Source organism: Microcoleus sp. S13_C3 (assembly GCF_036700905.1).
Classification (GTDB): Bacteria; Cyanobacteriota; Cyanobacteriia; order Cyanobacteriales; family Microcoleaceae; genus Microcoleus.
In genome coordinates, this window is record NZ_JAUBPT010000010.1 from 25,220 (window position 1) to 45,431 (window position 20,212).

The 20,212-nt window shown below is 44.9% G+C and carries 20 protein-coding genes; 5 read left to right on the plus strand and 15 right to left on the minus strand.

The genetic code is table 11. From position 1 onward, the window contains the following. Positions 1 to 7 precede the first annotated feature (7 nt). The 4 genes from QUA16_RS04735 to QUA16_RS04750 form a co-directional block, all read right to left on the minus strand. The gene (locus QUA16_RS04735) at positions 8 to 214 is read right to left on the minus strand and encodes a hypothetical protein (protein ID WP_333102016.1); all 207 of its coding nucleotides are present in this window, start codon (positions 212 to 214) and stop codon (positions 8 to 10) included. A 69-nt stretch (positions 215 to 283) separates the two neighbouring features. Then, on the minus strand, positions 284 to 6,100 hold the full coding sequence (locus QUA16_RS04740; protein WP_333102015.1) for a HAMP domain-containing protein: 5,817 nt from the start codon (positions 6,098 to 6,100) through the stop codon (positions 284 to 286). Positions 6,101 to 6,349: 249 nt separating this feature from the next. Then, on the minus strand, positions 6,350 to 7,030 hold the full coding sequence (locus QUA16_RS04745) for a hypothetical protein (RefSeq protein WP_333102014.1): 681 nt from the start codon (positions 7,028 to 7,030) through the stop codon (positions 6,350 to 6,352). Between the two features lie 275 nt (positions 7,031 to 7,305). Next, the gene (locus QUA16_RS04750) at positions 7,306 to 9,456 is read right to left on the minus strand and encodes an FAD-dependent oxidoreductase (RefSeq protein WP_333102013.1); all 2,151 of its coding nucleotides are present in this window, start codon (positions 9,454 to 9,456) and stop codon (positions 7,306 to 7,308) included. Between the two features lie 161 nt (positions 9,457 to 9,617). Here QUA16_RS04750 and QUA16_RS04755 point away from each other — a divergent pair, with 161 nt between their 5' ends. From QUA16_RS04755 to QUA16_RS04765, 3 genes are all read left to right on the plus strand, one after another. Further along, the gene (locus QUA16_RS04755) at positions 9,618 to 10,130 is read left to right on the plus strand and encodes a hypothetical protein (RefSeq protein WP_333181031.1); all 513 of its coding nucleotides are present in this window, start codon (positions 9,618 to 9,620) and stop codon (positions 10,128 to 10,130) included. 90 nt (positions 10,131 to 10,220) lie between these two features. Continuing rightward, the gene (locus tag QUA16_RS04760; RefSeq protein WP_333102011.1) at positions 10,221 to 10,985 is read left to right on the plus strand and encodes an aldolase/citrate lyase family protein; all 765 of its coding nucleotides are present in this window, start codon (positions 10,221 to 10,223) and stop codon (positions 10,983 to 10,985) included. Positions 10,986 to 11,186: 201 nt separating this feature from the next. Next, positions 11,187 to 11,855 carry a 2OG-Fe dioxygenase family protein gene (locus QUA16_RS04765; protein WP_333102010.1) on the plus strand — a complete coding sequence of 223 codons (669 nt, stop codon included), beginning with the start codon at positions 11,187 to 11,189 and terminating at the stop codon, positions 11,853 to 11,855. A 123-nt stretch (positions 11,856 to 11,978) separates the two neighbouring features. Here the strand turns inward: QUA16_RS04765 and QUA16_RS04770 are convergent, their stop codons facing one another. From QUA16_RS04770 to QUA16_RS04780, 3 genes are all read right to left on the minus strand, one after another. Further along, positions 11,979 to 12,467, minus strand: coding sequence for a hypothetical protein (locus QUA16_RS04770; RefSeq protein WP_333102009.1), 489 nt, complete (start codon positions 12,465 to 12,467; stop codon positions 11,979 to 11,981). 487 nt (positions 12,468 to 12,954) lie between these two features. Further along, positions 12,955 to 13,368, minus strand: a complete 414-nt coding sequence (locus QUA16_RS04775; RefSeq protein ID WP_190657739.1) for a nuclear transport factor 2 family protein — start codon at positions 13,366 to 13,368, stop codon at positions 12,955 to 12,957. Between the two features lie 76 nt (positions 13,369 to 13,444). Further along, the gene (locus QUA16_RS04780) at positions 13,445 to 14,263 is read right to left on the minus strand and encodes a Uma2 family endonuclease (RefSeq protein ID WP_333102008.1); all 819 of its coding nucleotides are present in this window, start codon (positions 14,261 to 14,263) and stop codon (positions 13,445 to 13,447) included. Positions 14,264 to 14,376: 113 nt separating this feature from the next. Here QUA16_RS04780 and QUA16_RS04785 point away from each other — a divergent pair, with 113 nt between their 5' ends. Beyond that, the gene (locus QUA16_RS04785) at positions 14,377 to 14,955 is read left to right on the plus strand and encodes a Uma2 family endonuclease (protein WP_333102007.1); all 579 of its coding nucleotides are present in this window, start codon (positions 14,377 to 14,379) and stop codon (positions 14,953 to 14,955) included. Positions 14,956 to 14,977: 22 nt separating this feature from the next. On the opposite strand, the gene QUA16_RS04790 is transcribed toward QUA16_RS04785, so the two are convergent. Next, on the minus strand, positions 14,978 to 15,199 hold the full coding sequence (locus tag QUA16_RS04790) for a hypothetical protein (protein WP_333102006.1): 222 nt from the start codon (positions 15,197 to 15,199) through the stop codon (positions 14,978 to 14,980). Positions 15,200 to 15,205: 6 nt separating this feature from the next. Further along, entirely contained in the window at positions 15,206 to 16,369 is a 1,164-nt protein-coding gene (locus QUA16_RS04795; protein WP_333181032.1) for an NB-ARC domain-containing protein, read from the minus strand. A gap of 196 nt (positions 16,370 to 16,565) precedes the next feature. Between QUA16_RS04795 and QUA16_RS04800 the strand changes: the two genes are divergently transcribed. Beyond that, a complete protein-coding gene (locus tag QUA16_RS04800; RefSeq protein WP_333181033.1) occupies positions 16,566 to 16,817 on the plus strand; it encodes a hypothetical protein in 252 nt (83 codons plus the stop codon). Positions 16,818 to 17,176: 359 nt separating this feature from the next. On the opposite strand, the gene QUA16_RS04805 is transcribed toward QUA16_RS04800, so the two are convergent. The 6 genes from QUA16_RS04805 to QUA16_RS04830 all read right to left on the minus strand — a co-directional run. Next, positions 17,177 to 17,395, minus strand: a complete 219-nt coding sequence (locus QUA16_RS04805) for a type II toxin-antitoxin system HicA family toxin (protein ID WP_333102003.1) — start codon at positions 17,393 to 17,395, stop codon at positions 17,177 to 17,179. Further along, positions 17,395 to 17,640: a type II toxin-antitoxin system HicB family antitoxin gene (locus QUA16_RS04810; RefSeq protein ID WP_015178899.1), complete on the minus strand. Its 246-nt coding sequence runs from the start codon at positions 17,638 to 17,640 to the stop codon at positions 17,395 to 17,397. The genes QUA16_RS04805 and QUA16_RS04810 overlap by 1 nt, the downstream gene beginning before the upstream one ends. A gap of 121 nt (positions 17,641 to 17,761) precedes the next feature. Continuing rightward, positions 17,762 to 18,136 carry a DUF433 domain-containing protein gene (locus tag QUA16_RS04815; protein ID WP_333102002.1) on the minus strand — a complete coding sequence of 125 codons (375 nt, stop codon included), beginning with the start codon at positions 18,134 to 18,136 and terminating at the stop codon, positions 17,762 to 17,764. 198 nt (positions 18,137 to 18,334) lie between these two features. After that, a complete protein-coding gene (locus QUA16_RS04820) occupies positions 18,335 to 19,330 on the minus strand; it encodes an AEC family transporter (protein WP_333102001.1) in 996 nt (331 codons plus the stop codon). A gap of 374 nt (positions 19,331 to 19,704) precedes the next feature. Further along, entirely contained in the window at positions 19,705 to 19,911 is a 207-nt protein-coding gene (locus QUA16_RS04825; RefSeq protein ID WP_333038077.1) for a glycogen debranching protein, read from the minus strand. A gap of 71 nt (positions 19,912 to 19,982) precedes the next feature. Then, the coding region (locus QUA16_RS04830; protein WP_333181034.1) for a hypothetical protein at positions 19,983 to 20,212 on the minus strand (230 nt) is incomplete at its 5' end.

A 20,212-nucleotide genomic window follows, 5' to 3' on the forward strand; every position in this document is an offset into this window, starting at 1 on the left:
TAATTAGTTATTGGGAATTGGGCATGGGGCATGGGGCATGGGGCATGGGGCATGGGGCATGGGGCATTGTTGGCTGTTGACTGCTGGCTGTTGACTGTTGACTGTTGACTGCTGACTGTTGACTGCTGACTGTTGACTGTTGACTGTTGACTGCTGACTGTTGACTGTTGACTGCTGACTGTTGACTGTTCACGGTTGACTGTTGACTGTTCACTGCTTACTAATGACTAATGACTAATGACTAATGACTAATGACTAATGACTAATGACTAATGACTAATGACTATCGATAAAGCCAGACACGCAGCAGCGAGAGCAACTGTTCCGTATCCACAGGTTTGGTAATGTAGTCAGACGCACCCGCTTCGATACATTTTTCCCGATCGCCCTTCATCGCTTTCGCAGTCAGAGCAATCATTGGCAGGGAAGCAAATTGAGGCATTTTCCGAATTGCTTGCATTGTTTCGTAACCGTCCATCTCTGGCATCATCACGTCCATCAACACAATATTTATGTCAGGCGTATTTTGCAATTTAGCAATGCCCTCTCTGCCATTCTCAGCATACTCAATTTTCATTTTATGGCGCTCCAGCATACTTGTGAGGGCGAAAATATTCCGCATATCGTCGTCAACAATCAAGACTGTTTTGCCCGCGAGGGTCGAATCTGTTTGATACAATTGCTCTAGCATTTGGCGCTTCGGTTCCGGCAAATTTGCTTGGACTCGGTGCAAAAACAAAGCTGTTTCATCTAACAAACGTTCCGGCGAGCGCACATCTTTAATAATGATTGTTTCCGCCATGCGCTTCAGTTGAGTTTCTTCGGTTCTCGTCAAATCTTTGCCCGTATAAATAATAAGCGGCAGACTTTTCAAAGTAGCCTGTTGCTTGATTTGCTCGATCAGTTCAAAACCAGTCATATCTGGTAGTCCTAAATCGAGTACAACGCAGTCAAAATGCCCCGATTTCAAAGTTGCTAGCGCCTCTGCACCACTCCCCACAGCCGTTGTAGAAACATCGTGATTGCCGATTAAATCCACAATGCCCAGACGCTGTGTTTCGTCGTCTTCCACGACTAGCAAATTCTTCACTGGCCGCTCCACAAACCCCTTAATATCAGTTAAAGCTGTGCTCAAAGCTTCGCGGCTGACAGGCTTTTGTAGGTAGGCGATCGCCCCTAACTGCAAACTGCGCTGCCGCCCTTCTTCCACTGATACAATGTGAACCGGAATGTGGCGCGTACTTGGATCGTGCTTCAAGCGATCGAGCACTGTCCAGCCATCCATCACAGGCAAGTTTAGATCCAGCATAATCGCAGTTGGCTTGAACTCTCGCGCCATCGCCAAGCCGATATCGCTCCGTAAAGCCACTAAACCTTTAAAACCCTGATCCCGCGCCATATCCAAAAGAATGCGAGCGAAGTTCACGTCATCTTCAATAATCAACAGTACGCGATCGTCGAGATCGACATTTTCCCGATCGTCAGCGATAATCGGTGATGGATAAGGGGCGATCGGCAAGTTGAAATTCGGCGAAGGAACAGCAGAAGAAATAGCAGCGGGCAATTGAGCCGTTTGCTTGCCCATTTCCGATTCTTTATCAATCATTGTTCGTGATTCTTGGTAAGTTTGCGGCAGATAAAGCGTGAACCTGCTACCCTCACCAGGGCGACTTGTCAATTTAATTTCTCCGCCTAACAGATTAGCGATTTCTCTACTAATTGACAAACCCAAACCCGTCCCGCCGTATTTGCGGCTAGTGCTACCATCAGCTTGTTGGAAAGCCTCAAAAATAACCCTGTGTTTTTCAGCCGAAATCCCAATCCCCGTATCGCTAACTGAGAAAGCCAAAACACTAGCGGAACTCCTTAAACTTTCTATCTCTAAACTCCACCCTTGCCGCGCTACTTCGACACGCAATTTCACCTCACCCCGCTCCGTAAACTTAAACGCATTAGAGAGGAGATTCTTCAAAACTTGTTGCAGCCGTTTAGCATCAGTATAGAGACCTTTTGGCAACCCAGGCTCAAGCTCGATTTGAAAACTCAACTTCTTATCCAGGGCGATTTGGCGGAAAGTTCTATCCAAATGATCTCGCAAGTCCGGAAACAACACTTGCTCAATTTCCACCGACATCGTGCCTGATTCAATCTTAGCCAGATCCAAGATGTCATTAATCAGCCCTAACAAATCAGTTCCCGCCGAGTAAATTGTGCGCGTGTATTCAACTTGCTTCTGAGTCAAATTGCCTTCAGTATTGTCAGAAAGCAAGCGAGCCAGAATCAACAACGAATTCAGCGGAGTTCGCAACTCGTGAGACATATTTGCCAGAAACTCCGACTTATACTTAGAAGTTAGAGCCAACTGTTCGGCTCTTTCTTCCAACAACCCCCTCGCCTGTTCGATATCTCGGTTTTTCCGCTCAACTTCCTTATTTTGCAGCGCTAGCAATTCAGCTTGTTCTTCTAGTTCTTCATTTGTTTGTTGCAACTCTTCCTGCTGCTTCTTCAGCAGTTCCTCATTCGTCTGCTGCAACTGCGCTTGCTGTTCTAGCCGCTTGTTAGTTTCCGTGAGTTCCTTTTGCTGAGCTTGCAACTCTTCAGCCAAAGATTGCGACTGTTTCAACAACTCTTCCGTCCGCATACTCGCCGCAATTGTATTTAAAACAATGGCAATACTTTCCGTGAGTTGGTCGAGGAATGTTAAGTGAATTTCGCTGAAGCGGCGGAACGAAGCTAGCTCAATTACCGCTGTCACCTGCCCTTCAAACAGTACAGGTAAAACCACGACATTCAGCGGCGTAGATTCTCCCAGACCTGAACTAATTTTAACGTAGTTGTCCGGCACTTCTGTCAGCAGTATTCTTTCCTTCTCTAGGGCGCACTGTCCGACCAAACCTTCGCCTAAATGGAATTTATTTCCTAAGCTTTTACGTTCCCGGTAGGCGTAGGTACTTAACAGTTTGAGGAAGGGGTCGTGTTCTACAGTTTCCATCATAAAGAAGACGCCATGCTGAGCAGAAACCAGCGGTGTTAATTCCGAGAGGATTAATTTAGAAACTGTTTCTAAATCCCGCTGACCTTGTAGCATTCTAGTGAACTTAGCGAGGTTGGTCTTGAGCCAATCTTGCTCCGTATTCTTCTGCGTTGTCTCCCGGAGATTGGCAATCATCTGGTTGATGTTGTCCTTGACGATCGCAACTTCTCCTTCAGCAGCGACGGAAATTGACCTCGTTAAATCGCCTTTAGTAACACCAATTGCCACTTCCGCGATCGCGCGCACCTGAGTAGTCAAATTCGCCGCCAATTCATTCACATTATCCGTCAAATCTCGCCACGTCCCCGCCGCCCCCGGAACCTTCGCCTGACCGCCTAACTTCCCTTCAATTCCCACCTCCCGGGCCACCGTACTAACTTGATCGGCAAACGTCGCCAGCGTGTCGATCATCTCATTAATCGTATCTGCCAGAGTCGCAATTTCTCCCTTAGCTTCCAGCATTAATTTTCGCTTCAAATCACCATTCGCCACCGCCGTCACAACCTTAGCGATACCCCGCACTTGCGCTGTCAAATTTCCCGCCATCGAGTTTACGTTGTCGGTTAAATCTTTCCAAGTTCCCGCAACTCCTTTCACCTCCGCTTGACCGCCCAATTTACCCTCTGTTCCCACCTCCCGCGCCACCCGCGTTACCTCAGAAGCGAAGGAATTAAGCTGATCCACCATCACGTTAATAGTGTCTTTCAGTTCAAGAATTTCGCCTTTGACATCTACTGTAATTTTCTTAGATAAATCGCCATTTGCTACCGCTTTCGTCACTTCCGCAATATTCCGCACCTGCGCCGTCAAATTCCCGGCCATCAAGTTAACATTATCAGTTAAATCTTTCCAAGTCCCCCCTACACCCCGCACATAAGCTTGCACACCTAATTTACCTTCCGTTCCTACTTCCCTCGCCACCCGCGTTACTTCAGATGCGAAGGAACTCAACTGATCCACCATGATGTTAATCGTGTTTTTCAGTTCGAGAATTTCCCCTTTCACATCGACAGTAATTTTCTTGGATAAATCGCCATTTGCCACAGCCGTTGTCACTTCCGCAATGTTCCGCACTTGGGCGGTAAGATTACCCGCCATCGAGTTAACGGAATCCGTTAAATCTTTCCAGGTTCCCGCCACCCCTTTAACTTCAGCTTGCACGCCTAATTTCCCTTCGTTTCCAACTTCCCTAGCAACCCTGGTTACTTCTGAAGCGAAGGAATTTAATTGATCCACCATCGTGTTGACAGTGTTTTTGAGTTCCAGAATTTCACCTTTAACATCAACGGTAATTTTCTTAGATAAATCGCCATTTGCCACAGCAGTCGTAACAGCAGCAATATTCCGTACTTGCTCTGTCAAACTACCCGCCATAAAATTAACTGAATCCGTTAAATCCTTCCAAGTTCCTGCTACCCCTCGGACATCCGCTTGACCGCCGAGTTTACCTTCGGAACCCACTTCTCTAGCCACCCGCGTTACTTCCGAAGCAAAGGAATTAAGCTGATCCACCATCACGTTAATGGTGTTTTTCAGTTCTAAAATTTCGCCTTTAACCTGTACCGTAATTTTTTTCGACAAGTCGCCGTTAGCAACAGCCGTAGTCACCTCAGCAATGTTGCGGACTTGGGCTGTTAAATTCCCGGCCATTGAGTTAACTGAATCCGTTAAATCTTTCCAGGTTCCTGCTACTTCTTGCACTTCAGCTTGTACGCCTAATTTCCCTTCCGTTCCCACTTCCCTAGCAACCCTGGTTACTTCAGATGCGAAGGAATTTAACTGGTCAACCATCGTGTTGACGGTGTTTTTGAGTTCGAGAATTTCCCCTTTTACATCTACGGTAATTTTCTTAGATAAATCGCCCTTGGCCACAGCGGTTGTCACTTCAGCAATGTTCCGCACTTGTGCTGTCAAACTGCCTGCCATGAAGTTAACGCTATCCGTTAAATCCTTCCAAGTTCCGGCAACTCCTTTAACTTCTGCTTGGCCGCCGAGTTTGCCTTCGGAACCTACTTCTCTCGCCACCCGTGTTACTTCAGATGCGAAGGAATTTAACTGATCCACCATGATGTTAATCGTGTTTTTTAACTCCAGAATTTCACCTTTAACATCTACGGTAATTTTTTTAGATAAGTCACCATTTGCCACAGCAGTCGTCACGTCGGCAATGTTCCGTACTTGTGCGGTAAGATTGCCTGCCATTGAGTTAACTGAATCCGTTAAATCTTTCCAGGTTCCTGCAACTCCCCGCACTTCAGCTTGCACCCCTAATTTGCCTTCCGTTCCTACTTCTCTGGCTACCCGTGTTACTTCAGATGCGAAGGAACTCAACTGATCCACCATGATGTTAATCGTGTTTTTCAGTTCGAGAATTTCCCCTTTAACATCTACTGTAATTTTTTTGGATAAATCGCCATTAGCCACAGCCGTAGTCACCTCAGCAATGTTCCGTACTTGGGCTGTTAAATTCCCCGCCATTGAGTTAACTGAATCCGTTAAATCTTTCCAGGTTCCGGCAACTCCTTTAACTTCCGCTTGCACACCTAATTTCCCTTCGGTTCCTACTTCCCTAGCTACCCGCGTTACTTCCGACGCAAAGGAGCTCAACTGGTCTACCATTGTGTTAACAATTTGCGCTGTTTGGAGGAATTCTCCTTTGAGGGGTCTGTCTTCTATTTCTAGGGCGATGGTTTGCGATAAATCTCCTTTTGCTACGGCGCGAATTACTCTGGCAGTTTCAGAGGTTGGTTGCACTAAATCTGTAATTAGGGTATTGACAGAGTTGACGCTAGCTGCCCATGACCCCTCGGCGCTGCCGATGGTGGCCCGCTGGGCGATTTTGCCTTCTTTACCGACAACTGTGCCGATGCGATCGAGTTCGGCCGCCATTCTCTCATTGAGCTCGATAATGTCGTTAAGTTCGTCAGCAATTTTCCCCGCTAGACCGGTCTGGTCTATGGGCATCCGAACTGAAAAGTCCCCTTTTTTGACGGCCACTAAGGTTCTGAGTAACTGTTTGGCATAACCATTATTGGAAGTGGGGCTTGTTATCTGTGCAGTTGACATGACCGTTACCTTTGACGAGTTTGAAGGGGAAGGGGGGAAAATTTTTGAGATTATTGATATTATCCAACTAAAGCAGTGTCTGATTGCTTCTATCGAAAGATGGATGACAAATTGCTGTTAATTGGTTATTGGTTAGTTGTTAGTGGTTATTGGTTCGTTGTTAGTGGTTTTTTAGTTCTGTTTTAGTTCACAGCTTGTGCCAACAGAATTATCCAACGACCCATTTCGATATCTGGGGGATTAACTCAGTTAATTGCTAAACTCTGCTGCATCAAGAATATCTCTTCCCAAGTGAACTGTATTGATGATGTGAGTTAATTTTCGACGCACTCGACTGAGGGGGTGATCGGGAAACTGGGCATCGTATTTAGGGTGATCTGCCAGGTTAAACAGTGCTATGTTGTCAAATTGAGGATCGTATGGATCTTTGACCCATCCCCTCATTTCACCTGTTTTAAGCACTCGACCAAAGATTGGATGTTCACAATATTCTTCGCCAACAGACTCGATTGTCAAGTTTGAATCTTCCACCATCATCACTAGCACTTCTTTACCTCCTGTAACTCCATGCTCTAAGCATTGCACTCGAATTACAAAGCTAAAATTTTCTCTGGGGATCAAAATAGTACCTCGATAACTACAACCGCTAGGTGTTTGAGGAGTTTTAATAATCAGTCTCCCGCAGGCGAGGTTATGGATATGAACAACATCAACCTCAACGATTCCACTTCCATGAGCATGGGCTAGTTGACGAAAATGATTTCGCAAGCCTTCAACTCCATTACAGGGAGCAGGAATATCGGGTTGAGCATTGAATAAGTTGAGTGCAAGAATATCCGTTTCTTTATCGATCCAGATTGCGGCTTCTGCTTCCTCTTGGTCAAGAGTCCAGTCTGTAAGGTCGAGTTGCAAAGATTTAAGATCGGGCATAGTTTTTATAAGATCGAGAGCGAATTTTTAGGGAAAAAAAATACAGGAAAATACTCGGAACCTAACAATTGTACTTCAGAAATTGTCATAATTCTAGATACTATTTTCTTGACTCTCCATTATACACCGTGCAAAAAACCCAGTTTCTCCGAAAAATCGTCGCTCTCTCTGAGGGATATTGACACAGAAACGGGGTTTTTGACCCCGCCTGTGTAAGTCTTGGTAAAGTCAACGCGATGGTAGGTGTGTCCAGTGCGCCACTTACGGGATGGCGATTATTTCCAATTTTGCCACGAACTATTGAAGATAGAAGTACCCGGAAAGGCGATCGGATTAGCATTTTGTTGCAACCGCAACTGCAACACTTCCAAGTTTGGCTCGCGGGACGGCAATTCGTCCACTAATTCATAAGGGAGAATCCCCTTTTCTAGGGAAAAAGCAGCCGTAACTCCGGCCGCCGCACCGGCAGACCATTCAAAAGAATGCACTCGATAAGCAGCGGCCGCTGTGTGGCTAACAGCAATACTTTTACCCGCCACTAACATATTGTCAATTTTCTGAGGAATCATTGCCCGCAGCGGAATTTGGAACGGATAAGCTTGCCCTTGACCTTTGCGAGTGCCTTCCCGTTCGGTATTTCCCGGTGCTTCCGGCGGGCTGTTGGTCATGCAGGGGTGAAAGTCGATCGCATAATGACCGATACCCACAGAATCAGGATAAATCGTAGCGCGCGATCGCGATTTTGTATCCTCAACAGATTGACTTCCCACAGCCAAAGCCGGCGCATTCAAACCACCCACAGCTAACCACAAATTCCGATACTCTTCCTCCGACAAATTCTGGCGATAAAAATCCGCCGCAAAATCAGTGCGAGACATATCAACTTCCCACACCGTAAAACCTTGAGGCTGATTGAAACTCGGCCGCCCAATAATACGCCGGCCCTCTCGCATATAAGGATATTTAGAAAGTCCGTGCACCGTCCCCATCGGCGAATCCAACCCGCTCAAAAAACGATTGTTTGGATAAGGCTTTTTCACTCCCTCTCCTAGCTGCGAGTCAGTAGTTCCTGTTACCAGCCAGTAGAAAAATCCTTTGGCATTTTCCTCTCCTCTTCGCAAAGTTTCCGTTCGCAAACCGCCCATCCATCCCCCCGGTTGCAGTTGACCTGCTTCTTCCAACTGCTCGCGAGTGTAAATTAAATTATCTTGAGAATTGCCGGGACGATAGTCATTGCCCCAAGTCCAGTTTTGCATCGAAATATCCCCCGGATAAATCGGGAATTGCTTCGGGTCTGAAGGTCGCTTTTGATCCGGTCTCATGCTCCTGATTTGGCGGTAGCTGAAAACCAAGGGAAAGCTCGCCAATCTCTGCAATTCGTAACTGTAGTAAGGAGCGTATTGTTGATAAAAAGACGGCACTTGATGCTGCTGCGGTTCCTTCGTTGCCTGCATCGCAAAGGTGTAGGTAAAACCTTGAGTGCAGTAAGCGTCGCCGGTGGGGCTGGCGGAGGAAGGTTCAAGAGGGGAACGCGGGTCAATTCCGAGGCGGTAGGGAACATCGGCAAGTCCGATCAATTCACCGGTTTCGGTGGCATCTACAACGTACCAATCAGCACCCCCCCTACTGCCAGAAGGGGAGGAACTGGTGGAATTCCCCCCTTGTAAAGGGGAACTGGTGGAATTCCCCCCCCTTGGCAAGGGGGGGTTAGGGGGGGTTCCAGATGCTTTAGGAATAAACCGAATAATAGTTTTGTTAAATCGCGGAGAATTTTCGTAGCGATAGGCATCTTCGATAGTCTGAGAAAGAGTTTCGGTGTTGATTGGCCCGGTGTTGGCGGCGGGTTTGTGTTGAATGGCGATCGCACTTTTAATTTGTTGACCGCCAACCGTATTCCCCGCCACAGCAGGAGTAATTGCTAGTTCTTTAATAACCGTATTGGGAAACCATTTCAGCGTGCCTTTGCCTTTTCTAGCGGCATCCTGCAAGATGTTAAATAGAATTTTGTGACCGTCGTAGGGCATGAAACACGAATAGCTAACCCAACAGCCTCCGGGATTTAGCCGGCCGTAATGTTCCTTAATCCGCGCCCGCAATTCTAGGTAGCCACGGGGGTAAAATAAGAGCGATCGCTGAGTCTCTCTTTCATCGAGTGCGGACGTTCCCTGGGAGGAAATTTGACCGCCTACCCAGTCAGTAATTTCAGTCAGGCAAACTGTGCGCCCCGCCAGCAAACCTTCGTAAGCGGTAGCAGCGCCTGCGAGCCCGCCACCTGCTACTAGAATGTCGCAAGTTTCTGCATTGTCGGGATTGCGACCCGGTGCGGCAAATACTGGCGAAATGTTCCCAATCGCGGAAATTATGCCCAGGGTGAGGCTAAGGATCGATCGACCTTTGAGCAAAAATAGATACTGTCGAAGTTTCATCGGAGATTGTGGAATTAATTTGGACATAGCGCGAAAAACACTCATCCCATCTAAATGTTTATTTTGCAGTATACTGGTATTTCGCGGTGTTGTCAGGGAAAACTTTTTTAGAGAAGAGGCATTAATACCAGCAACAACTATTGAACAGCCGGATGAACATTATGCTCAAAATAGTCAATTTTTTTAGGTTATTTATTCCTTTTGAGAGTTTAACAATTACCACCAGTTTGACTTATTCGGAAGTTTTACGCAGATTGGACGAAGTTGTTACTCCTCCCAAAGTTTTTAGAATAATTATACCCTTTGGCCCGCCACCTACGAAACCCTATGAAGGAACGATTTCTGGCAAAACCTTCAAAATTAATCGCATCATCATCGGTAGACATTTATTGTTCCCAATTATACAAGGAGATATACATACTCAACAGTTCGGTTGTTCCATCAAAATTAGGATGACTTTACATAAAACAGTTCTAGGATTTCTGATTCTTTGGCTGTGGACAACTGGCAGTATAGGAATGTTTGCTTTATTTGCTTGGTTAGTAGAACCATCCGTGGGAGCAATATTTTTACCCATCTTAGGAATGTTTATTTTTGGCTGGATTTTGTGCTTGATTCCCTTTAAGATAGAAGCAAAAGCAGCTACCAAATTTTTAGCTATTCTCTTAACCTAAAATAATTGGTAGCCGCAATGTTTTAGTTGTATTATTAAAAATAATCTGGGTTCATCGGCATTCCTCTGCAGTAAAAAAAACTCCAAAATTATGCGTCAAAACCAACTGAAACAAAAAATTAAACAAGGCGAAACAGTCCTCGGTTTATTTATGAACTGCGCTTATCCCGCATTCATGGAAATATGCGGTCACGCTGGATTTGATTTTGCCGTTATCGACATGGAACACGGGCCCCTGAACCCGCTTGCTGCTGAAGATTTGTGTCGCGCCGCCGACTGTAGCGGAATTGCACCGATTGTTCGTGTCCGCAAAAACGACGGGCCGCAAATTCAACGATCTCTCGACATCGGCAGTGCAGGGGTTCAAGTACCTCAAATTGAAAGCAAAATCGATGCCGAAACCGCTGTCAAAAGCGCTAAATACAGTCCTCTGGGCACGCGAGGCCTTTCCTTCGCTACGCGGGCGGGACTTTATACCGCCGCAGGTACAAATATCACCGACAAACTCAACGAAGAATCCTTAGTTGTGATTCATGTCGAAGGCAAAGGCGGCATCGACAACCTTGCGGAAATTGTTACTGTGCCGCAGGTTGACGTGATTTTTCTGGGGCCTTACGATTTGTCACAGTCGATCGGCATTCCCGGCCAAGTCCGCGATCCCCGCGTCATCGACATGATGCAGGAGGCAGTCCAAACCATCCGCAAAGCAGGCAAAGCCGCGGGTACTTTTGCCGAAAACCCCGAAATCGCCCAGCAGTGGATTGATGCTGGCGTTCAGTACGTCGCACTTGGGGTCGATGTTGCCGTTTTCCTGCGGGCCTGTCAGTCGCTGGTGAAAGCAGTCAATCGATTTTAGATTTTGGATTTTAGATTTTAGATTGGGGATTTTAGATTAAAAGAAGAACCAGCCCCGGATTCATCTTGCAAGCTTTACGATATCTTTGCAATTTTTGTAGTGTCTTTTACGACACATCCAAAAATCCTGCGCTAGAGTAGAAGCATACACCTCCTCCAGGCAAAATTAGGGAGGGGAGCAAGGCTTCAGGGAGTAAAATCTATGAAAACCGTATTAGAATCCATTCATTTGGATTATGCCTTCATGTTTACTTTCAAAAAAGTAAACTCGATTAAGCTAGAAGGTTTCAAGGAATTTTTTGACGATATGCCTATCGATCCGTATGTGAAAGGTAAGTATCGTTCGAGAAGATTATCGCGATTTGCAGTCAACGGAAATGAGTTAGTTAAGTTACCTCACGGCTATTTGTATCAAAGCAAAACATACAATCCGCTAGTGGGTGATATCAGACGGGAATTTGCCGAATTGGACGATCGACTAATCGCCCTCGATAATTTCAAACAGATGATTTTTGCTTTTTTCGATTCCTGCAAAATTCACCCTGAAGCTGAAATCGGCATCCATCAAATCAGGACAACTTGTTCGCCAAACAATTTCGGCAACCCCGCACCGGAAGGCATTCACCAAGACGGTACTGACTTTATCGGGATTTTCTCGGTTGACAGAACTAATATTGTAGGCGGGGAAACGCATTTGTACTTGGCTAAAAGAGAGAAGCCTGTTTTTAATAAAATTCTGCATCCGGGAGAATTGCTGTTAGTTAACGACCATGAGTTTTTCCACTTTACTACGCCGATTAAACCGGAATCTGAAGGGGTGGGAACCAGGGATGTCTTTGTGCTGACTTCTCCGAGTTTGCTTACCGATTGAGGATACAGTCTGGGACGAATAACCTAATGATGTAAGGTGCGTACCGCGCACCTTACTCCGATTACCCATTACTGCATCCCACAGATTACCTTTTGGTTGCGCCCCCACCCATCTCGATCGTGGTTAATGCTTAGGAAAATCGATTCCTGAAATGGATATTCCTTCCATCTTCTCCACATATCGTCCTTGAGCCGCTACACACTCGGCCATTTTTTGAGCTTGTATGGGTTGACTCCTTCGATCGGGCGAGGTACCTCTATACTCCCATGTACCGCGGATGTCGCCAGAGAATGCTTTTCCATTGTTTTTTAATACTAGCTCTGTGCCAGTGGCATCAATATAGTATTTCCCATTTTCAACAGACACGCTGCTAATTGTGATTGATTCGACGCCTTTGTAGGGATTTGCAGGGCCATCGACGATCTTAATGCAGATTCTATTGTTTTGATGTGCAATCTCTCTACGGGAGTTATTGAACATTGTTCCTTGAGCGTAGTAAGCTCCTGTGGGTAGAATTGTAGAGCCTTGTGGATTACTTTGAGCAGAGGACAATGATGAGTTTGACAGAAGGATAGAACTAACAATTAGTGTTTCGATCGCCAAAATTTTCATTTGCAACCAAACTCCATTAAAATTATTTTTTCAGATTGTACACGATCGCAGATGCTGTATAAACTTCTCTAGAGTTCTTGCAAAAGTCAAATTCACCCCCCGCAAGTCCCCCTTATTAAGCGGGGAAACAAGAATAATCTTGCCTCCTCCCCTGATTCAATGGGAGGGTTGGGGTGGGGTGCTTTGTATTTTTGCAATAGTTCTAATCATGACTCAAGTCATTACTACAAACCTTTCGTTAGTAGTGAGGGCTTTATTCGTCTTTCTGGCATTGAGTAGACTTCTTGCAAAAGTCCTTTCGATCAAATTTTCGGACGGGGAAGATCCCCATCCCACAAGAGAAAAAACTTTTTGTGGGACGGGCTCTCCGGCCCGTCCCAGCTATTTTTGCAAGAGGTCTAGTCAATCATGACTAAATTTCTCACTATAAACCTGCATATTTTTCTAATAAACCAGGTTTATGCGTCTAACAACTCACCGATAAATTTTATCGAAACTTCCGTTCAGATTCTTGAATCGGAACATCATTAATGCTAGCTTCACGTCTTCGCATTAACCCATTTTCTGCAAATTCCCACTGTTCATTACCATAGGCGCGATACCAGTAGCCAGAATCATCGTGCCACTCATACTCGAAGCGAACAGAAATCCGATTGTCGGTAAAACTCCAGAGTTCTTTCTTTAAACGGTAATCTAATTCCTTTGCCCATTTTCGTCTTAAAAAAGCCTTGATTTCTTCCCGGCCGCTGAAGAATTCGGCACGGTTTCGCCACTGAGAATCTTCCGTATAAGCTAAGGCTACTCGTTCTGGATCGCGGGTATTCCAGGCATCTTCAGCAGCTTGAACTTTGGCTTTAGCCGTTTCCAACGTAAAGGGCGGTAGAGGTGGTTTAGTTTCCATCAGCTTTGTTTTTTGTGATTAAAAAAGATCAGGTGCGGGATGCTCGCGCTACAGAGATAGTTTTGGGACTTTGATATCAATCCTCAGCATCGGGATCGATTCCCATTGCTCGCAGTCTATCCGCTAACTGGGCCACTTTTCGCTCTGCTTGTTCGGCTCTTTCCCGTTCTTGTTCGGCTCTTTCCCGTTCTTGTTCGGTTCTAGCCCGCTCAATTTCAACTTGTTCGGAGCCAGTTAACAGCAAATTCCCCTGGGAATCCCACCACCGCAGCCAAAGCAGTTCTTGATTTTGATAGCTTCCCTGCCACAGTCCCAATTCTACATCTAGTACAGGAATGGGATAGTGACCGCGTTCGTTTGGCTCCATCCTTCGATACACAAAATCTATCAGGTGATAGACTTCTAAATTGCCAGTTCTCATTTCATAAATACCGTAGTAAGGAATGCGGATAATTCTCTCGTACACCCAAAACTTACCGGGTTTAGTTGTTGTACCGTCAGGGGCCACAGTCAAGGGAGTATGATCGCGCTCTTCCTCTCCATTACCGCTAGCAAATTCTAAAGCAATGAACGGAGCCATGTGTTCCCGCCAAAGTACATAAGAACGGCGAAAACCATCGAGTGTTGCGGGTACATTCGGCACGTAAAACCAATCCGGTGCTTCTGCACCTCGCTCTGGCGGGTCAGTTTCTCGCCAGTAAATGCCGCAATCTTGCCCGATCGCATATTGTCCGTCTGGATGCAGCCGCTCTACAACCGGCCCGATCGAATCTGTCAGAATGATGCTCTGGGGATGCTCCTGAAAATTTTTTACAAATGTACCGTCTTCGTCTGGTAATTGGGTATGATCGGGGAATGCAGGAGGCAGATATGTAGCAGTTATTGTCTCGTTCATCGTCTTTTCCGTGCAGTTATTGTTCATTGTAGTGCGAAATTTTAGAGCAATCTGATTTGAAACTTTAGCTAATATTCGCTAATATAAAAAAGCGATCGTAAAAGGTAAGTCAGATGGTTGTCGCAATTTCTAAAGCAGGATTGGGTACAGGTGCGGCTCTCCTGTCTAACGTGACATGGGAGACTCTGGAAAAATTGGATGCTGATTTGGCGGCAACTGGGGCGCATTTAACTTATTTGGATGGGTGTTTAGAAATTATGGCTCCTTTTTCTGAGGAACATGAAGAATCTAGAAACACTTTAGGCCAGCTTTTAGAAATTTATATGCGGACGAAAGACATTCGTTTCTACGCCCGTGGTAGTACAACTATCGGGATGAAGGAGTTGGGTGCACGGAAGGAACCAGATGAGTCTTACTGTTTGGGTACGCGCAAGTCGGTTCCAGATTTGGCGCTCGAAATAACAGTTACAAGTGGTGGAATTGATACGCTGGAAATCTATCGTCGGGTGGGAGTGCAGGAGGTTTGGTTTTGGGAGGATGGGGTAATTTCGGTTTATTGCTTGCGTCCAATGGGATATGAGTTGGTTAGCAAGAGTGAACTTTTGCCGGAGTTGGATTTGCGATCGATCGAGTTTTATTCGCGGATGGCCGATCAATATGATGCGGTGAATGCTTTTATGCGATCGATGTAGAAGTTGAGAAGTGCAATCGATGTTACAGTTTGATACTGCTAGGATTTGACTTGGATTGAATGTATTGTTGAAATACAGGATTGAGTAAAAATAGCGCTCCCGATCCTACTTGTACTTTTTCCAGTAAGCCGCGCCGCGCTAAAGATTGTATGGCTTGCCAAAATTCTGATTTAGATAACTCAATATCGGCAGGTGCTTGGGAAATATCTACCGCTTCATCTTGACTTGCTAACCAATGGCTCACCTTTTTTTATGAGTCCGATAAACGCTCTAAGTGAGATTCTAAAATGGTTTCTAAGTCACCTAAATAAATATCATTATTATCGGTTAAAAACCGGGAAGCGCTACCGTCAAAGAATTCTAAAATTGTTGAAGCTATGATATTTAACCAGGAAGGATGACCTTGATAAAGGGCGATCAAGTCTGACCATTTTTGCTCATCTGCTAATCCTTTTTCTCTGAGTATTTCTGCCGATTCTTCCCCTAAACCTTTGAGGTGTAAAGTTCGTGCAGGTAGGTTTAGTGCTTCTAAAGCAGTAATTTCTCTGGGTTTTTCCCAACTGAGGATAATTAAACAACTCTGATGAGAGGATGTGGCAATTTGTTTAAAAAATTTGCCATAGTCTTCATAGCCTACTAAATATTGACCTGCTAGTTGACTGCTTTTAAAAATATTTTCTACGTCATCAAGGATTACTAAACAGCGAAAGGATCGAAAATAATCGATGATTGTGGGTAATGGGGGTTGTGGCGATCGCCCAAAAAATTGCTTGAGTTCGGTTTGGACGGTTGAAAGTGTGGGTGTGTCAGCGAGGCTTAACCAAATAATATAATCAAATTCGGTTTGAGTTTGTTCGATGAGTTTGAGGGCGATCGCACTTTTGCCAATTCCACTTAAGCCGTAGATGGTAATCAAGCGGGTATGGGCTTGTAATATCCATTGTTTGAGGGTGGAGAGTTCTGAGGTGCGATCGTAAAAGCTGGTTAATTCGGGTGCGTCTGTTAAATTGATTATGGGCGATCGGGCTTGATTTTGGGGAGATTCAGGGGGAAAGGGCGATGGCGTTTGGGAATCTTTTATAGTTTGTAGAAATTCACCACAAATATTAACATTATCAATTTGTAAACAGTCTCCAGAATGGGCAACTTGAGAAACACGATATTTTTTCTCTAACTTGGAACGAAAATTAAATTTATTAAGGTCTTCTCCTAATTCCTCACGCAACTTTTCCCATAACTTAGCCGCTTCTTTTTTAACGTGAGATTCACTGCAATTAAACTCTTTAGCTATTTGAGGATATTTTTGCCTTTGCCAAACACCCGTCACTATTGCTTCCTGTACGGGTGTGAGATGTTCTCCTGTTTTATCAAAAATCGAATTATTCATCCATTGTACAACATCTTCAACATTCATACGTCAGCGTTGAGCGAGGTTTAGTGTACTATATTCTGCCAAATCCTACGTTGTCAACTGAATTGTACCGATTTTTACTAAATTGGTTTGGAATGGTTGGGAAAATTGGGTACTGAATGCTACGGTTTGGAGTTGTCAAAGTTAAAACGCACAAAATAAAATTTATACCTAGCTAAATAATCAAGAGGTTACTACGATGACTCTTAAAATGAATTTATTGTGTTCTTCTTGCCAATGTCGAACCTTGCATGAAGAAATGAGTTATACAGACTTAGCAAAACTTGATAATGAAACAGGAGTTTTGGAAAACAGTATAGCTGTTCTTTTAGATCGTTATCCTTGGGCCAAGCGTTTCATCGGACTTAAGGAGACTGACTCTCGTAAGAACATAGTCCCCATGCAATGTACTGTATGTGGTTCTCCTCGTGGACTAGGCGATGGGATTTGAGAGTATTCTAGGAATCGCGATAGTGCTACTTGAGAGTCCTTTGGAAGCGTCATAACTTTAGATTCAAGATTTTTAAGCGTCATAGTATTTAAGAATTTTCTGCTACATTAATTCTCTCATACTTTGAGATTAAAAACTATATTACTAGCTGATTACTCGCAAGTCACGGAAGTGCGATCGCACCCAAAATTATAATCAAATTCCTCCTCACTCACGATCGCAAAATATCATCTACAATAACCGTACCACCATCACAGAAGTCTCTACTGAGATGACAATCTTCAAGTAGTGCAGTCCCTATGAGCGGACGATGACCCATTCCTAGCACTGCAACATCTTTTTCTACACCATTCCACAAATTAGAGGTTCTCCCAATCACTAATATCAACTTTAGCCTGTCGCAAAATCTTAGCTAAAAAGTTGGCACTGATATCACCTTGATGAGGATTGGGGATGGTAATGCGAAGGTTATCTTTCAACATGAACTGATGCCTTTTTCCCGAATAGGGGCCGTCAAATCCCAGTTGTTTCAGATAATAAATTAAGTCTCGACGTTTGACGGGTTTTAAAGGAGGCATCAGGCAACTTCCTTGGTAACTGTAAGGTCGATATTATCAAGGACAGGTAAAGGAAGTTTCAGGGTGAGACTAAGTAAAATCCAGTCTTCCAATACCTCTTGCAATTCTTCTCGACAAGCTTCGAGACTTACAGCATTTGCATAGACTCCCTCACAGATAGGAATTTCTCCGTAGAAAGTCCCATCATCAGGGAAAATTTCATATTTAGCTTGCTTCATGGCAGCTTGGATGTATTTAGTTAACATATTAAAGCAATCTCCTTTTAGGTGACAAAACGAATTGGGATGATATCAAGCCAACCTTGATTAGCAATAGAGCCAAACAAAATTAGGGCGTGTCCGTTGAGATTACGATCGATCAAAAAAATTATGCTTTAGCATCAAGTTTGGCTTTGGCTGCTTGAAGTTTTGCTCGAATAGCTTCTTCACCAGGTTTTGGTTGCTGGGCCGCAATTCTCGCAATCAGATCGCGATTTTTTTCTTCATAATACAGCCGCAATTCCTCAGCTTCCTTAAGAACCATTTGATACTCAGCTTCAACCTCAGCGCGATTGGCCTCAATATAAGCTAAAGCCGCATTAATTTGTTCCTCTGTAAGGTCAAATAATCCCCTGATAAACTTAGGCGGATATTGAGCCGTCACATAGTCCATGATGTCGTAGATAGTGATGCGCGTACCTGCGAGGGACAGTCCTCTTTCGGTACGGAGAATAGCTGTTTGTTCGTCGGATATGGTTGTCATACCTATAACCTCATTGAAGTGATTTCTATATTATACCAACTCTCAAAAGTCTGGCAACAATCATTAGTGTTGGGTTTATTTCCTGTTTTAGTAACGCGATCCAAATCCAAGAAACCGGGTTTCTGCGATCGTCTTGGAATCCCCAGCGAAATTTTGGAAAGAAACCCGGTTTCTGAGCCCCCACACGATCGCCCAACTTCAACTAAACCCAGCTAACCATAGCGGAAGCATCACCAACAAACCGACAGAAGTGATGGCGATGCTGCTAGCTAACAAATCGCGATCGAGCTCGTATACTTCTGCTAAAATCAGCACGGAAAGAGCTGTGGGCGTTCCCGACATCAACACCAACACGAACCTCGGATCGCCGCTCAATCCGAAATAACTAGCACCCAATCCGATTAGCACCGGCACAATTACCACTTTTAACAGTGACGGGATTAACGCCAGTTCAAAACTTTCCCATTTCTTAATAGACCTCAGCCGGATGCCAACCAGCAGCAAAGCACTGGCAATTACCACCCAAACAGCAGTCTGCAATCCCGATTCCACTGTTTCGGGCAGGGGGATGTTTCTAGTATAAAAACCAATTAAAAATGCCCAGAGAGCGGGAACTGTCAGCACGTCCCGGATCTGAGTCCACCAGTGATTTTTTTGCTCCGAGTTCCCGAAATAGCTAGCAATAAATACACCGAAACAATAAGTTCCAATAACATTGTTAGTGACGCTGTACAAGACCGCCCAGTTGGTGTTATCGGTGCTGATGATAGACGGGGTGATTGCTAATCCAACAAAGCCCGTATTCCCTAACATCGAAGCTAGGATAAAACTCCCTTCGCTCGATCGCTTCAGGGAATTAAAATTTAATAAGAATAAATTTACCAGAGAATTTTTGCCCTGAAAATAGGGCTTTTTGATGTGGGCCGCACTCAGCCTACGCAATAATACCCAAGTCAGCCAAGCACAACTCGTACTCAGAAATAACACGAATATGGCGATGACCGGCGTGAATCCCACAGCACCCGAAAAATCGCTCTGACGGGCTAAAACTAGAATTTGCAGCGGTATCCCAATCCAGAAAAGAAAGTGGCTCAGCAGCTTGGGAAAATCTACTGGGATGTACCGAAACAGCAGCAGTCCTAAGCCCGTCCAGATAACTAGAGGCGTATAAGCGTGAAATAAGGTTTCAATCATAAAAATTTAACTAGACAATTGGAAATGCCTCTATCTATTAATAGTAATGCTAAAATCAGTTTAAGAAATGCGAATTGTCGTTAGCGGAGCCCTCGAAGAGGATCGCACTTGCACGCTTTTTCGTCCTAGCGTGTTCGCAGCAGTGCCAGCCCGAAAATTTCCGCCAAAATTCCCGCCCCTTCCAGGGCACAATCCTCAGACTGGCAGCCCCAAATGCTTGCAGCTTTTTGCCTTCAGTTTCACAAAACCTCTGTTATTTTGACCAATGTGCGATCGAGCTATCTTACCTTGGACGAACAGATATCCCACGTTTTCCTACCGTGGATCTCAAACGGAAATACGGCGAGACTAAAGCTGCTGATGACTTGCACTCATTAATTCAATTTCAAAGCATTAACAGGCACCTCATCCCAAGAACTAACAGTCCGCAAGGTAGCAACCCAGCCCTGCTGTTTTTGCTCTGCCGTCAAATTCTTCTCAAAAGATTCGTGGCAATCCTTCGCTTGAGTCTCGTCGCAACAAGCAATGCAAGAATAAAGAATGCCCGACGGATCGATTTGCTCGTTTACCCAAATAATCACGATTTACTCTCCCAATTAACTTAACTCTTATCTAAATTTTCCTATATTTTTGTCAATTAATTAGGTCGGTATTAATTAACCCTAGTGCGGCATTTTAGCTTAACAGGCAAGATGCCTGTTCCACATACAGGCAAGATGCCTGTTCCACATACAGGCAAGATGCCTGTTCCACATACAGGCAAGATGCCTGTTCCACACACAGGCAAGATGCCTGTTCCACACACAGGCAAGATGCCTGTGCCACACACAGGCAAGATGGCTGTTCCATACACAGGCAAGATGCCTGTGCCACATACAGGCA

Bases quoted from the DNA above. Each gene is read 5' to 3' on its own strand.
- QUA16_RS04740 (WP_333102015.1), bottom strand. From the start codon at position 6,100: ATGTCAACTGCACAGATAACAAGCCCCACTTCCAATAATGGTTATGCC.
- QUA16_RS04745 (WP_333102014.1), bottom strand. From the start codon at position 7,030: ATGCCCGATCTTAAATCTTTGCAACTCGACCTTACAGACTGGACTCTT.
- QUA16_RS04750 (WP_333102013.1), bottom strand. From the start codon at position 9,456: ATGAAACTTCGACAGTATCTATTTTTGCTCAAAGGTCGATCGATCCTT.
- QUA16_RS04755 (WP_333181031.1), top strand. From the start codon at position 9,618: ATGCTCAAAATAGTCAATTTTTTTAGGTTATTTATTCCTTTTGAGAGT.
- QUA16_RS04760 (WP_333102011.1), top strand. From the start codon at position 10,221: ATGCGTCAAAACCAACTGAAACAAAAAATTAAACAAGGCGAAACAGTC.
- QUA16_RS04765 (WP_333102010.1), top strand. From the start codon at position 11,187: ATGAAAACCGTATTAGAATCCATTCATTTGGATTATGCCTTCATGTTT.
- QUA16_RS04770 (WP_333102009.1), bottom strand. From the start codon at position 12,467: ATGAAAATTTTGGCGATCGAAACACTAATTGTTAGTTCTATCCTTCTG.
- QUA16_RS04775 (WP_190657739.1), bottom strand. From the start codon at position 13,368: ATGGAAACTAAACCACCTCTACCGCCCTTTACGTTGGAAACGGCTAAA.
- QUA16_RS04780 (WP_333102008.1), bottom strand. From the start codon at position 14,263: ATGAACGAGACAATAACTGCTACATATCTGCCTCCTGCATTCCCCGAT.
- QUA16_RS04785 (WP_333102007.1), top strand. From the start codon at position 14,377: ATGGTTGTCGCAATTTCTAAAGCAGGATTGGGTACAGGTGCGGCTCTC.
- QUA16_RS04795 (WP_333181032.1), bottom strand. From the start codon at position 16,369: ATGAATGTTGAAGATGTTGTACAATGGATGAATAATTCGATTTTTGAT.
- QUA16_RS04800 (WP_333181033.1), top strand. From the start codon at position 16,566: ATGACTCTTAAAATGAATTTATTGTGTTCTTCTTGCCAATGTCGAACC.
- QUA16_RS04805 (WP_333102003.1), bottom strand. From the start codon at position 17,395: ATGCCTCCTTTAAAACCCGTCAAACGTCGAGACTTAATTTATTATCTG.
- QUA16_RS04810 (WP_015178899.1), bottom strand. From the start codon at position 17,640: ATGTTAACTAAATACATCCAAGCTGCCATGAAGCAAGCTAAATATGAA.
- QUA16_RS04815 (WP_333102002.1), bottom strand. From the start codon at position 18,136: ATGACAACCATATCCGACGAACAAACAGCTATTCTCCGTACCGAAAGA.
- QUA16_RS04820 (WP_333102001.1), bottom strand. From the start codon at position 19,330: ATGATTGAAACCTTATTTCACGCTTATACGCCTCTAGTTATCTGGACG.